The 12,473-nt window shown below is 65.9% G+C and carries 13 protein-coding genes; 10 read left to right on the top strand and 3 right to left on the bottom strand.

The features are described 5' to 3' along the window. The 4 genes from C7K55_RS10740 to C7K55_RS10725 all read left to right on the top strand — a co-directional run. Positions 1-277 (top strand): transposase (locus C7K55_RS10740; protein WP_153062457.1); only part of this gene is annotated, 277 nt, incomplete at its 5' end. Positions 278-543: 266 nt separating this feature from the next. Then, the gene (locus C7K55_RS10735) at positions 544-732 is read left to right on the top strand and encodes a hypothetical protein (RefSeq protein ID WP_106632716.1); all 189 of its coding nucleotides are present in this window, start codon (positions 544-546) and stop codon (positions 730-732) included. A 44-nt stretch (positions 733-776) separates the two neighbouring features. Beyond that, a complete protein-coding gene (gene mnmE, locus C7K55_RS10730; protein ID WP_106632715.1) occupies positions 777-2,162 on the top strand; it encodes a tRNA uridine-5-carboxymethylaminomethyl(34) synthesis GTPase MnmE in 1,386 nt (461 codons plus the stop codon). Positions 2,163-2,216: 54 nt separating this feature from the next. Continuing rightward, on the top strand, positions 2,217-2,993 hold the full coding sequence (locus tag C7K55_RS10725; RefSeq protein ID WP_106632714.1) for a hypothetical protein: 777 nt from the start codon (positions 2,217-2,219) through the stop codon (positions 2,991-2,993). On the opposite strand, the gene C7K55_RS10720 is transcribed toward C7K55_RS10725, so the two are convergent. After that, positions 2,984-4,555, bottom strand: coding sequence for a permease (locus tag C7K55_RS10720; RefSeq protein WP_106632731.1), 1,572 nt, complete (start codon positions 4,553-4,555; stop codon positions 2,984-2,986). The genes C7K55_RS10725 and C7K55_RS10720 overlap by 10 nt on opposite strands. Before the next feature lie 72 nt (positions 4,556-4,627). Between C7K55_RS10720 and nadC the strand changes: the two genes are divergently transcribed. The 6 genes from nadC (at position 4,628) to C7K55_RS10690 (ending at position 11,093) form a co-directional block, all read left to right on the top strand. Beyond that, positions 4,628-5,497 carry a carboxylating nicotinate-nucleotide diphosphorylase gene (nadC, locus tag C7K55_RS10715; RefSeq protein WP_106632713.1) on the top strand — a complete coding sequence of 290 codons (870 nt, stop codon included), beginning with the start codon at positions 4,628-4,630 and terminating at the stop codon, positions 5,495-5,497. A 73-nt stretch (positions 5,498-5,570) separates the two neighbouring features. Beyond that, positions 5,571-6,575 carry an extracellular substrate binding-like orphan protein GrrP gene (grrP, locus tag C7K55_RS10710; RefSeq protein ID WP_241518316.1) on the top strand — a complete coding sequence of 335 codons (1,005 nt, stop codon included), beginning with the start codon at positions 5,571-5,573 and terminating at the stop codon, positions 6,573-6,575. 31 nt (positions 6,576-6,606) lie between these two features. Then, a complete protein-coding gene (gene grrA, locus C7K55_RS10705) occupies positions 6,607-7,023 on the top strand; it encodes a GrrA/OscA1 family cyclophane-containing rSAM-modified RiPP (protein ID WP_106632712.1) in 417 nt (138 codons plus the stop codon). Positions 7,024-7,043: 20 nt separating this feature from the next. Next, entirely contained in the window at positions 7,044-8,198 is a 1,155-nt protein-coding gene (gene grrM, locus C7K55_RS10700; RefSeq protein WP_106632711.1) for a cyclophane-forming radical SAM/SPASM peptide maturase GrrM/OscB, read from the top strand. A 40-nt stretch (positions 8,199-8,238) separates the two neighbouring features. After that, positions 8,239-10,014, top strand: a complete 1,776-nt coding sequence (gene argS, locus C7K55_RS10695; protein WP_106632710.1) for an arginine--tRNA ligase — start codon at positions 8,239-8,241, stop codon at positions 10,012-10,014. After that, positions 10,014-11,093 carry a pyridoxal phosphate-dependent aminotransferase gene (locus tag C7K55_RS10690; RefSeq protein WP_106632709.1) on the top strand — a complete coding sequence of 360 codons (1,080 nt, stop codon included), beginning with the start codon at positions 10,014-10,016 and terminating at the stop codon, positions 11,091-11,093. Before argS ends, C7K55_RS10690 begins: the two co-directional genes overlap by 1 nt. Here C7K55_RS10690 and C7K55_RS10685 read toward each other — a convergent pair. Continuing rightward, positions 11,090-11,824, bottom strand: a complete 735-nt coding sequence (locus C7K55_RS10685; RefSeq protein ID WP_106632708.1) for an MBL fold metallo-hydrolase — start codon at positions 11,822-11,824, stop codon at positions 11,090-11,092. The two genes, C7K55_RS10690 and C7K55_RS10685, sit on opposite strands and share 4 nt — an antisense overlap. A gap of 24 nt (positions 11,825-11,848) precedes the next feature. Continuing rightward, positions 11,849-12,466, bottom strand: a complete 618-nt coding sequence (locus C7K55_RS10680; protein WP_106632707.1) for an anthranilate synthase component II — start codon at positions 12,464-12,466, stop codon at positions 11,849-11,851. Positions 12,467-12,473: the final 7 nt, after the last annotated feature.

Genomic DNA, 12,473 nt, shown 5'->3' with positions numbered 1-12,473 from the left:
CAGTGCTGCACAAAAGCAGCAGCTAAGCGCAGACCAGCGAAGGCGAAACGAAGTGGAAGGATGCTTTGGATCAGGAAAGAGAAAGTATTCACTAGATTTGATTATGGCTCGGCTTAGCAAAGGTGCAGAAAACTCGATTTCCATGGCCTTTGTGGTGATGTGCGCAGAGAAGATCCGGAGGCTCCTCCGCCTCTTTTTATCACTATTTTGCCTGGTTATGCAACTGGAAATGGCCAGGTTGTCTCTGGATGGGACTCAGGAACATTTGGCAGCTTGAAACACACAAATCACTGGCCACTGGATAACCGTGAGTTTGGGCTGCCTACACCCTGCTATTTGGCTGCAATCGAATCCAGCGTGCGGTTCGCTTTTTCAGGAGTCCCTCATTTGGCAACTCGGTCACGGATCCCAGTGCTGGTGGTCGGTGGTGCTCGATTTCTTGCGGTTGGTGCGGGATTTCTGACGCAGGGAGGAATCGTGACCAGCACTACCGCCCGGCGGTGTGGTGGTACCTATAACCCTGCGACTGTTCGGAAGCGCACCATGTCTGGCGAAGACGCCTCTCGGTTGATAGACGACACCTTGGACTTGGTGCACCAGCGGCTCCAGGACCTGCAGGCCCAAGCCCTGCCCCGCGAGCAGCACGCCTTGGCCGAAGAATTCCGCGAATGGCGCCATCCCGTTGGCGGCCATATCGATTTGATGGTGTTTCCCGGCCTGGCCAATCCCTGAGCTGGGTGCTCGATCTGCGGGCGCTTTGGCGCTGAAATGGGGTCATGCCAGACCCCGCCGGATTTGCTGACACCATCGCCGCCGTGGCCACCGCTGTGGCTCCAGGCGAGGGCAGTGTGGCGATCGTGCGGATTTCTGGCCCCGAGGCCGAGCCGATCGGCCATCAATTGTTTGTGGCCCCAGGCAGCCAAAGCTGGGACAGCCACCGGGTGCTTTACGGCCATGTGGTGGATCCTGCTAGTGGCGAGCGGCTCGACGAAGCCCTGCTGTTGTTGATGCGGGCCCCCCGCAGCTTCACCCGGGAAGACGTGGTGGAACTTCACTGTCACGGCGGCTTGGTGGCGGTGCAGCGGGTGCTGGAGCTGGTGCTGGCGGCTGGGGCGCGGCGGGCCCTGCCGGGGGAATTCAGCCAGCGGGCCTTTTTAAACGGCCGGCTCGACCTCACCCGCGCCGAGGCGATCAGCGAAATGATCACGGCCCGCAGCCGCCGGGCGGCCCAGCTGGCCATGGCTGGCCTCGATGGCGGTCTGCAGCTGCGCATCGGCGCCCTGCGCGAGCGGCTGCTGGATCAGTTGGCGGAGCTGGAGGCGCGGGTGGACTTCGAGGAAGACCTACCCCCCCTCGATGGTGCGGCGGTGACCGCGGAACTGGAGGCGGTGCGGCTTGAGCTGGAGCAGCTTGTGGCTGAGGCGCGCCAGGGGGAGCTGCTGCGCCGGGGCCTGAGGGTGGCGATCGTGGGCCGGCCCAACGTGGGCAAATCCAGCCTGCTCAATCTGCTCAGCCTGCGAGAGCGGGCGATCGTGACCGACCTACCCGGCACCACCCGCGACCTGCTGGAAAGCGAGCTGGTGCTCGACGGCGTGCCGCTCACCCTGCTCGACACCGCCGGCATTCGCCCCACCAGCGACCGGGTTGAGCAGCTGGGCATCGAGCGCTCCCGCCAGGCCCTGGCCGCCGCTGATGCGGTGCTGTTGCTGTTTGATCTGGAGGCGGGCTGGAGCCTGGAGGATCAGGCCCTGCGGGAGCTGGTGCCCGAGGGCGTCGTGCTGCTGGTGGCAGGCAACAAGGCCGATGGGGCTGGCCTGCCGGTGGGTCTGGTGCCCCCGGGGGATGGGGAGCCGGCAGATGTGCGCTTCAGCGCCCTCACTGGCGCCGGCCGCGACGAGCTGGTGGCGGAGTTGCTGCGCCGCTGCGGAGCTGGCTGCCTTGAAGGGGTGCAGGTGGCACTCAATGCCCGCCAACGGGATCTGGCGGCGGCGGCAGCCCTGAGTCTGGGGGCGGCCCTTGAGGCTGCGGCGCAGCAGCTGCCCTGGGACTTCTGGACGATTGACCTGCGCGCCGCCGTGCGTGCCCTCGGCGAGATCACCGGCGAGGCGGTTAGCGAGGCGGTGCTGGATCGGGTGTTTTCGCGTTTCTGTATTGGCAAGTAGGGCTCTTACAAAACTGCCTCTTGCCAAACTGCATCCACTTGATGGTGTGCGTCGATGGCCAGCCCCCGCGCCCTGCTCGCTGCCGTGGCTATTTGCGCTGGCCTGGTGCCAGGGGCAGGAGCTGCTGAAAAGTCGGCGGCGGCGGCCCTGGCCCAGTGCAAAGCACCAGCGGCTGGCACCTTTGTGGTGCTCGGGAGCGGTCAGCAGCGGGGTGAACCCACGGCCCTGATGATGCAGGAGCGCTGGTTTGCCGATGGCCGTATCGAAGGGGTGCGCTACCTGCGGGAGGGGCGCCGTTTTACGGAAGATCGCTACAGCGGTCAGGTGAAAGCCGATGCCAACTGTTGGGCATTAGTTGAGCGCCAGGGTTCGGCCGGGGCGATGGCTGACGCGGTCGCCCTGGATGGCCTGGGCCGGCCGCGCACTTCCCTGGTGGTGGCACCTAGTGAGGTGCTGTCGTTGCGCTACGTGGCCCAGGCCCCAGGCGCTTGCCGGCCGGAGCAGCTTGATGGCCTGGTCACCAGCCAGCAGCAGGGCCAGAGCTGGCTGGCCGGCAGTTGGCAGCCCAATGCGGTGGTGCAGCGGGAGTGGTGGCAGGCAGGGACGGTTCAGGGCCTGGCGTTGTCCAGTTACGCCGGCCGCCAGGACCGGGCCACCTACAGCGGCAATCTCAAGCTGGCTGCCAGCTGCCTGGGTTCGATGACCCAGAGAGATTCTGCGGGCGCCTCCTACAACTACAAGGTGGTGTTGCTAGCCAATGGTGGCGGCTACGTCTACCTGCAGACCGACCCAGACAATCTCACCCTCGGTTTGCTGCAGCATCAGCGCTGAGGCCGGAGGCCCCAGCGGGCGGCGAGGAACACCAGGGCCATCAACCCATAGCCGAGAGCCCAGCTCTGGCCCACGCCCCAGCCCAGCTGCAGCACGGTGTCGGAGCTGGTGAATTGCCAGGCGTGGATCACACCAAACCAGGACAGCACGGCTGCGATGGCTGCGCAGGCCGCTGCCGCCAGCAGGCGGGCCTCGATCACGTACACGAGCATGCCCGCCAGCAGCATCGCCGTGATGATCTGGCCTTGCTCAAGGGCGAAGGCCCCGGCGGCCCACACATCGGCCTGGGTCAGGGGCGCCAGCATGGCTGGTCCAAAGGGGTTGGCGGCCGTGCCGCTGCCACCGGCCCGCAGCCCCGCTTTCAGCATCAGGGCGCCCCAGCCGGCCAGCCCGGGCAACAGCCCCAGGGCCACGGCCGGAGCATGGCGAGGCGGCGTGGCCTGGAAGGCCTGGGCAGCGATCACCAGGCCGATGTAAAGCACGATCGCCATACCGGCTTCAATCGGCACCAGTTGGCCGACCACTCCAAACAAGCCCAGCAGGCAGGCGGCGCCCATCACCACGCCATTGAGCCAGGAGTAGCCAATGCGGGCGCCCATGGCCTTCCAGCCCGGGTGGCCGATGTAGATGGTGGTGGGAAAGCAGGAGCCCAAGGTGGCGGCGGCCAGGGTGCCGATGCCATTGATCAGCATCGAGCTGGGCACCGGATAGCGATCGCCGGCGGCTTCGGCGCTCTCCAGGTTTTGCAGCGAGCCGATCACATTGAAAAGTCCCATCGGCACGATCACCCCAAACCAGGGCACTAGCTGGCCGCGCGCCTGCCACAGGTCTGCCAGCTGCAGCTTGGGTATGTGGAGCCCAATCAGGGCCGTGCTGCTCTGCCAGCGCACCGGATCGAGGTCGATCAATCCATTGGCCCAGGCCAGGGCGATGCCCAGCAGCACGGCCACCAGGCCGGCGGGCACCGGCCAGCGCACCGGGGCGTAGTAGCCCACCAGGATCACGGCCAGCACTGCCAGCCCCACCACCGGTTGGGCGTAGGTGCGCAGCAGGAAGCCCAAGGCGATGTAGCCGAGGGCAATGCCAGCCAGGGTGGAGAGCAGGGCTGCGCGAGGCAGCCAGCGCTGCAGGCTGTTGCCGATGAAGGCACCGGAGCATTCGATCAACCCCGAACCCAGGCAGGCGATCAGCCCCGCTCGCCACGAGAGGGTCACCGCTGCGGCTGGATCCAGGCCCTGGCTTATGGCCGTCAGCTTCACCGGCAGCATCACCAGAAACACATAGGCGAACAGGCTCACCGTGTTGATGCCGTAGGGCAGGGCGGTGCGGTCGTCGCGGCCCTCGCGTAGGTCGAGTTGAAAGGCCTGGCGGGCGTAGGCCAGGTTGCCCACCACCAGGCTGATGCCGGTGGCCGGCAGGATCGCGCCGAATATCAGGCTGTCGGGGTAGCCGAGCACGCCGCGGCAAAGGGACACGATCAACAGGATCTGGATCAGGTTGTCGAGCCCGAGGCCGAGGAAGCCATCGAGGTCACCGGCGGTCCACCAGCGGGGTTTGGACATGCCAGCGCTCTGATGCGAACTGCCCATCAGACTGGCACCACCCATCATGGGAAGGCCTGCTCCGGAGGGGTAATGCCTGCTGCCCATCTGCCCATCACCCCCGAGCTGGAGCCGCAGCTGCGCTCCTGGCTGGCAGAAGATATTGGCCGCGGCGATCTCACGGCTGCGGCCCTGGCTGGTCGCCCTGGCCGGGCCCACTGGCTGGCCAAGGCGCCAGGGGTCTTTTGCGGCGGGGTGCTGGTGGAGCCGCTGTTCCGCTTGCTGGATCCGGCGCTGCGGCTGCAGTTGCTGGTGGCTGATGGTGAGCCGGTGGTGGCAGGCCAGCGCTTGCTGGAGCTGGAGGGTGGGGCCGCTGCCCTGGTGGCCGGCGAGCGCACGGCCCTCAACCTGGCGATGCGGCTTTCCGGCATCGCCACTGCCACCGCTGCCCTGGTGGCCGAGCTCGAGGGCACGGGCGTGCGCCTTGCCGACACCCGCAAAACCACGCCGGGTCTGCGTCGACTTGAAAAGTACGCCGTGCGCTGCGGGGGCGGCAGCAACCACCGCCAGGGCCTCGATGACGCCGCCATGCTCAAGGAGAACCACCTGGCTTGGGCGGGTGGGGTGGCTGGTGGTTTGGAGGCGGCGATCGCGGCGGTGCGGGCCCATGCTCCTTGGCCGGCCCGGGTGATTGTGGAGGCGGAAACGGCGGCTGAGGCGGCAGCGGCGGTGCAGGCGGGCGCCGATGGGGTGCTGCTGGATGAATTCCTGCCGGCCCAGTTGCGGCAGCTGGTGCCCGAGTTGCGCAGCTTGGCCGGCGGCCGCCGGTTGGTGCTGGAAGCCTCCGGCGTGCAGCCCGAGCAGCTAGGCGACTACGCCAGCAGCGGCATCGACCTGATCTCCACCAGCGCGCCGATCACCCGCAGCGCCTGGCTTGATCTCAGCATGCGGTTTGATTTTTGAGCCCAGTTGGCAAAGCTGCGTTGGCAGTGGCGCCGAGCCTCTGCATACTTCTGTTAGTTCATGTCGAGGTTGGGTGGCAGCACCAAAGCGCAGCTTTTCCAAGCGCAGCTCTCGCTTAGCTGGCCTTGGTCGCCGGCTGGCTGCTGGCGTGGGGGCTTTCGGACTGCTGGCCGCAATGCCGGCGGCGGTCCAGGCCCAATCCCAAACCAAACCCCCAGCCAAGCCCCAGCTGGAGGGGGCGGTGCAGCGGGCAGCGCGCAGCGGCGAGCTGGTGCTGAGTGGTTTCGCCGACGTCCCGCCCCTAATGATGCTGAGCCCCCAGGGCCAGCCCTCCGGCTACGGCATCTTGGTGGCTGAACGCATTGCCGCTGAGCTCAGCCAGGCCGTGGGCCGGCCTGTGAAGGTCCGCTTTGCGCCGATTGGGGATCCGGCCAGCCTGGTGAACAGCATCACCAGCGGCAAGGCGGATCTTGCTTGCGGTCTGCCGTTCAGCTGGGGGCTGGACATGCAGGTGGATTTCTCCCTGCCGATCGGCCTTTCCGGCGTGAGACTGCTGGCGCCCAGCGGGCGTTTTGATGGCAGCCCGGCCGCTCTGGCGGGACGGCGGATCGGGGTGGTGCGCCAGTCGCTTGGTGAAACCGAACTGCGGGGCATGCAGCCCAAGGCCACGCCCGTTGCCTTCGATAGCCTCAAAGCTGCCGTGGCCGCCATGCAGGCCGGCAGCGTCGATGGCGTAATTGGCGACACGATCGTGCTGGCGGGGCTGGTGCTCCAGCAGGGTCTGCCCGGCTTGGCCCTCAGTCCGGCTTTGCCCTACGAGGCCTATGCGGTGAGCTGTGTGCTCGCCGAAAACGACTCGGCCTTCCGCAACGTGGTCAATCTGGCGATTGCCCGGCTGCTCCAGGGCTATCTCGATGGCCAGCCAGACACGGTGACCGCCGTGAACCGCTGGCTCGGTCCGGCGAGTGCGCTGGGATTGCCCGAGTCTGCGATCCGCGCCAGCTTTGAGGCTGTGCTGTTGGGGGTTGAGACGATTCGCCCCGTTCTTGAAGGTCAGGCTGCTTCGACCGCCCGCTGATCCCCTCGCTGAAATCCTTTTTGCAGTTGTTATGGCGTTCTTGAACCGCTCCCATCTCTTCGGCCTGTTGCTGCTGGCCTCCCTGCCCCTCGATGGGGCGGCGGCCCTGGCCTTGGCCAGCGCCCAGCACGAGCCTTCAGCCCAGGGCCAAACCGCAGCTAAACCAACCTCCCTCAGCATTGAGGAGCGGCTGAGCCGAATTGCGGCGGCAGTGCAGGAGCGCGACGGTACCGAAGCCTCTGGCTTGCCCGATGACGCCGTGTCCTACGTGTTCGTCAACGGCGGGGGCATGGGCTGGGGCAACGGCGGCTTTCGCAACGGCGGCTTCTATAACGGCGGTTTCAACAACGGAGGCTTCCGCAATGGGGGCTTCTATAACGGCGGCTTCCGTAATGGCGGCTTCCGCAATGGGGGCTTCCTAAATGGTGGTGGTCGCTACTGGCGCTGATCGCTCCCCAGGCTGCTGAAGTGGAAAGCCAGGCTTACGGCCCCGTGCGGCTGCTGGTGGTGCAGCCCACCCCCTACTGCAACCTCGATTGCGACTATTGCTATCTGCCCGATCGGGGTGATCGCACCCAGCTCTCCCTGGAGCTGCTGGAGGTGGCGGTGGAGCGGGTGCTCGATAGCCCCTATTTCGAGGGTCAATTCACCCTGCTTTGGCATGCGGGCGAACCTCTTATGGCGCCAATCGCCTTCTACGACCAAGCCAGTGCTCGCCTGCGCCAGCTGCTGGAGCGGCGCGGCCTGCCCGCCGGCACGATCGTCCAGTCGCTGCAGACCAATGCCACCGTGATCAATGGGGCTTGGTGCGACTGCTTTGAGCGCAATGACATTCACGTAGGGGTGAGCATGGACGGCCCTGCCTTCCTGCATGACGCCCACCGGGTTACCCGCACCGGCCTGCCCACCCATGGGGCGGTGATGCGGGGGATCGACTGGCTGGTGCGGCGCCAGATTGCTTTTCAGGTGATCTGTGTGCTCACCGCCGACGCCCTCGACCATGCCGATGGCCTGTTTGATTTCTTTCTCGAGCACGGCATCACTGACGTGGGCTTCAACATGGAGGAAACCGAAGGTGAAAATGCCGCCTCCAGCCTCAAGGCCCCCCGCGCGGAGCAGCGCTATCGGGTGTTTCTAGAGCGGTTTTGGCAGCGCTGCATGGAGCAGCCAGGGAGCCTGCGCCTGCGGGAATTTGACGGGATCGTCAGCCTGGCCTGCAGCAATGCCCGCATGGCCCAAACCGACATGAATGCTCCCTTCGCGATCGTCAATGTGGACGCCCGCGGCAATGTGTCGACCTTTGATCCCGAGTTGCTGTCGGTGCCCACCGCCGAATACGGCGATTTTGCTTTTGGTCATGTGTTGCACGACAGCCTGGAAGCCATCGCCGCCACTGACAAATTGCAGCGGGTGCTGCAGGAAATTCACTCCGGTGTGGAACGCTGCCGCCAGGAGTGTGAGTACTTCGGGCTGTGCGGGGGTGGTGCGGGCAGCAACAAATATTGGGAGCACCGCAGTTTCGACTGCACCGAAACCCAGGCTTGCCGCTATCGCATCAAGCTGGTGGCCGATGTAGTGCTGCAGGGAATGGAGGCAGACCTGCAGCTGGCTGGGGAGGGATGATCACAGCAAGTGCCTGCCGCCACTGCGGCCCACCGTTGCCATGCTGACCGTTCTCCACGCCCTGCAGGGCCAGCTTCTGGCAGCGATGCAGCGGGCCTTCCAGGAGGCGGGCCAGCCCCTCGATCCCCAGCTGGCGCCAGCGTCTAAGCCGGAATTCGGCGACTTCCAGGCTAATGGGGCCCTGCCCCTGGCCAAACCTCTGGGCCAGCCGCCCCGGGCTATTGCCACGGCGATCGTGAAGCAACTTACGGCCGATCCCGCCTTTGCTGAGCTCTGCCTGGAGCCCCAGATTGCTGGGCCCGGCTTCATCAACCTCACCCTGCGGCCCGAGCGGCTGGCGGCTGAGCTGCAGGCCCGCCTCGGCGATCCGCGTCTAGGGGTGCCGACGGTGGAGATGCAAGCCCCGGTGATTGTGGACTTCTCCAGCCCCAACATCGCCAAGGAGATGCACGTGGGGCATCTGCGCTCCACGATCATTGGTGATGCTCTGGCGCGGGTGCTGGAGTTTCGCGGCCACCCGGTGCTGCGGCTCAACCATGTGGGCGATTGGGGTACCCAATTTGGGATGCTGATCACCCACTTGAAACAGGTGGCGCCAGAGGCTCTCACCATGGCCGATGCGGTGGATCTGGGTGATCTGGTGGCCTTCTATCGCCAGGCCAAGGCCCGCTTTGATGACGACGAAAGCTTCCAGACCACCTCCCGGGAGGAGGTGGTGAAGTTGCAAGGGGGCGATCCGGTGTCGCTCAAGGCTTGGGGATTGCTGTGCGACCAGAGCCGCCGCGAATTTCAGAAGATCTACGACCAGCTCGGTATCCGTCTCACCGAGCGCGGCGAATCCTTCTACAACCCCCACCTGCAGGCGGTGGTTGATGACCTCAGGGCTGTCGGGCTGCTGGTGGTCGATGCCGGCGCCGGTTGTGTGTTTCTTGAGGGGGTGAGTGGCAAGGACGGCCAGCCCCTGCCGCTGATCGTGCAGAAGAGCGATGGCGGCTTCAACTACGCCACCACCGACCTGGCGGCGATTCGCTATCGCTTCGCCCCTGGGCCGGGCGGCGATGGGGCCAGCCGAGTTATCTATGTGACCGATGCGGGCCAGGCCAGCCATTTTGCTGGCGTATTCCAGGTGGCCCAGCGGGCGGGCTGGATTCCCTCCCCCTGCGGCGTCGAGCACGTGCCCTTCGGTTTGGTGCAGGGCGACGACGGCAAAAAGCTCAAGACCCGCTCCGGCGACACGGTTCGACTCAAGGACCTGCTCGATGAGGCGGTGGAGCGCACAGAGGCTGATCTGCGTCAGCGCCTTGCCGATGAGCAGCGCAGCGAAGACGAGGCCTTCATCCAGCAGGTGGCAACCTCCGTGGGCTTGGCGGCGGTGAAGTACGCCGACCTCAGCACCAATCGGATCACCAACTATCAGTTCAGTTTTGATCGGATGCTGGCCCTTACGGGCAACACGGCGCCCTATCTGCTCTATGCGGTGGTGCGCATCGCCGGCATCGCCCGCAAGGGCGGCGATCTTGGGGCTGGCGCCGTTGCCTCACTCACCTTCAGCGAAGCGCAGGAGTGGGCGCTGGTGCGGGAGCTGCTCAAGTTTGATGGGGTGATTGCTGAAGTGGAGCAGGAGTTGTTGCCCAATCGGCTTTGCAACTACCTGTTTGAGCTCAGCCAGGTGTTCAACCGCTTCTACGACCAGGTGCCGGTGCTCAAGGCCGAGGAGCCGGCCCGCTCTTCCCGCCTCGCGCTCTGCCGTCTAACCACCGACACCCTTTCCCTGGGCCTGGGCCTGCTGGGCATTCCCACCTTGGAGCGGATGTGATGGAGCCCCAGGCGCGCCCCGAGGTTGAAGGGCTCCAGGCCTACAGCGCTCCGCTGGAGGGCCGCCGGGGATTGCTTCGGCTCGACTTCAACGAAAACACCGTGGGGCCGAGTCCGCAGGTGGTGGAGGCAATCCGCGCCATTCCCCCCGATCAGTACGCCGTCTATCCCGAGTACGACGGCCTGCGGGAGGCGGTGGTTGCCAATCTCGCCGCATCTGGCCTCGGCCAGCCGCTCACCCCAGAGCAGATCGGCCTCTTCAACGGCGTAGACGCGGCGCTTCATGCCATTTTTCATGCCTACGGCGACCGGGGCGACACGCTGCTGACCACATCGCCCACCTTCGGCTACTACACCCCCTGCGCCCAGATGCAGGGCATGGCGATTGAGGCCATCCCCTACCGGCTGCCGGATTTTGGCTTCCCCCTGGAGGAACTGCGGGCGGCACTACAGGGCTGCCCACGCATCTTGCTGATCTGCAATCCCAACAACCCCACCGGCACCCGGCTAGCTCCGGAGCTGATCCTGGATCTAGCGGCCTCGGCGCCGGGCACTCTTGTGGTGGTGGATGAGCTCTATGAGGCCTTCACTGGCGACAGCCTGCTGCCATCCGCCGATTTCGCTGCCACCCCGAATCTGCTGGTGCTGCGCTCCCTGGCGAAGACCGCCGGCCTGGCTGGTCTTCGCATCGGTTTTGCCATTGGGGCGGCGCCGGTGATTGATCGCATCGGGCGCGTCACGGGGCCCTACGACATCAACAGCTTTGCGGTAACTGCCGCCCATGCGGCCTTGGCGGACCAGGCCTATGTGGACAGCTATGTGGCCGAGGTGCTGCGGGCCCGCACCTGGCTGGTGCAGCAGTTGCAAGCGGCCGGTGTGCGCCACCACGCCGCAGGTGGCAACTACCTGCTGATCTGGCCCGAGCACCCGGTTGAGGAGGTGGAGCAGAGGCTGGGGCAGGCGGGCATCCTGGTGCGCTCGATGGCGGCCAAACCTCTGATCGACGGCTCCTTGCGGGTGAGCATCGGCACCACCGAGCAGATGCAGCGCTTCTGGACTGCCTATCTGCAGGCCCCTTAGCGCACCACTTCGATCACCATGCCATCGCCGAGCTTGCCCGGCAGGCTGAGGGTGCGGCCGGGGCGCTTCACCGGGGTGCCGGCCATCGCGTCAAGGAAAGGTTGCAGCGTGGTTTGGTCGCAGTCTTTGGGTGTTTTGCCGCTGACAAATTGCACCGGGATCACGCGGCGGGGCTGGAGCTCGCGCACCACCTCGGCGGCTTCAGCACCGGTGTACACCTTGGCTCCGCCACCAACGCCGATGATAAGTACGTCGGGACGACCCAAAATCACCTTGTCGGCGGGGCTGAGCCGGGCCGCGGTGCCACCTAGGTGGGCGATGTCGAGGCCGCCCTGCTTCCAGCGCCACAGGGTGGATTGGCCGAATCGGCGCCCACCAACGCGGTCATGGGGGCCGGCGATGCCCTCGATTGAAAGGCCACTCACCTTGAAGGAGCCTGGATCCACCAGCATCTTGCCTTTGGCCACCGGGGCACCTTCATCCAGTAGTCGGCTGCTGGCCAGGATCACCGTGGCACTCACCCGGGGTTCGGCCAGTCCGGCGGCACAGGCCACTGCTTTAAAGGGGTTAACCAGCACGCTGGCCCCGCCACCACTGATCAACAGGGCGCTGTGGCCGTAGCTGGTGATCGTGACGCCGCTGCCTGCGAGGGCTGGGCCAGTTGCCAGCAATGCGGCGCCCAGGCCGAGCGAACTCAAGGTGAGAGCAGCGAAGGTGGGCAGCGGGCGCATGGAGAAGCGGCAATCGCTGTGAAGCTAACCCAACTGACTTGCTGTGGCTGGCTGGCTGGCCTGACGCAGAAAATTGGCCAGCAGGGCGTGACCCTCCTGCGTGAGCACGCTCTCGGGGTGGAACTGCACTCCCTGAATGTGGGTGAAATCGCGGTGGCGCAGGCCCATGACCGTGCCGTCCTCGAGCCAGGCGGTGATTTCGAGGCAGTCGGGCAGCGTCTCGCGCTCGGCGATCAGGCTGTGGTAGCGGGTGGCGGTGAGCGGGTTGGGCAGTCCCTCAAACACACCTTGGCCGCTGTGGAGCACCGGCGAGGTCTTGCCGTGCATCAGCTCTTTGGCGCGCACCACCTTGCCGCCATACACCTGGGCGATCGACTGGTGGCCCAGGCACACCCCCAGGGTCGGGATGGTGGGGCTGAGCTCCCGCAGGACCTCCAGGCAGACGCCTGACTGGTCGGGGTCGCCGGGGCCCGGTGAAATCAAGATGGCGTCCGGGGCCAGCGCACGGATCTGCTCCAGGCTCAGGGCGTCGTTGCGTTCCACCCTCACCTTGGCCGCGATCGGGTGCTCAGCGGCCAGCTCGCCCAGGTACTGCACCAGGTTGAAGGTGAAGCTGTCGTAGTTGTCGAGAACGAGAAGCATCGCCGCG

The organism is Cyanobium usitatum str. Tous, from assembly GCF_003011885.1.
Taxonomy (GTDB): Bacteria; Cyanobacteriota; Cyanobacteriia; order PCC-6307; family Cyanobiaceae; genus Cyanobium_A; species Cyanobium_A usitatum.
This window is presented reverse-complemented; position numbering and strand designations above follow the sequence as displayed.

Bases quoted from the DNA above. Each gene is read 5' to 3' on its own strand.
- C7K55_RS10735 (WP_106632716.1), top strand. From the start codon at position 544: ATGTCTGGCGAAGACGCCTCTCGGTTGATAGACGACACCTTGGACTTG.
- mnmE (WP_106632715.1), top strand. From the start codon at position 777: ATGCCAGACCCCGCCGGATTTGCTGACACCATCGCCGCCGTGGCCACC.
- C7K55_RS10725 (WP_106632714.1), top strand. From the start codon at position 2,217: ATGGCCAGCCCCCGCGCCCTGCTCGCTGCCGTGGCTATTTGCGCTGGC.
- C7K55_RS10720 (WP_106632731.1), bottom strand. From the start codon at position 4,555: ATGTCCAAACCCCGCTGGTGGACCGCCGGTGACCTCGATGGCTTCCTC.
- nadC (WP_106632713.1), top strand. From the start codon at position 4,628: ATGCCTGCTGCCCATCTGCCCATCACCCCCGAGCTGGAGCCGCAGCTG.
- grrA (WP_106632712.1), top strand. From the start codon at position 6,607: ATGGCGTTCTTGAACCGCTCCCATCTCTTCGGCCTGTTGCTGCTGGCC.
- argS (WP_106632710.1), top strand. From the start codon at position 8,239: ATGCTGACCGTTCTCCACGCCCTGCAGGGCCAGCTTCTGGCAGCGATG.
- C7K55_RS10690 (WP_106632709.1), top strand. From the start codon at position 10,014: ATGGAGCCCCAGGCGCGCCCCGAGGTTGAAGGGCTCCAGGCCTACAGC.
- C7K55_RS10685 (WP_106632708.1), bottom strand. From the start codon at position 11,824: ATGCGCCCGCTGCCCACCTTCGCTGCTCTCACCTTGAGTTCGCTCGGC.
- C7K55_RS10680 (WP_106632707.1), bottom strand. From the start codon at position 12,466: ATGCTTCTCGTTCTCGACAACTACGACAGCTTCACCTTCAACCTGGTG.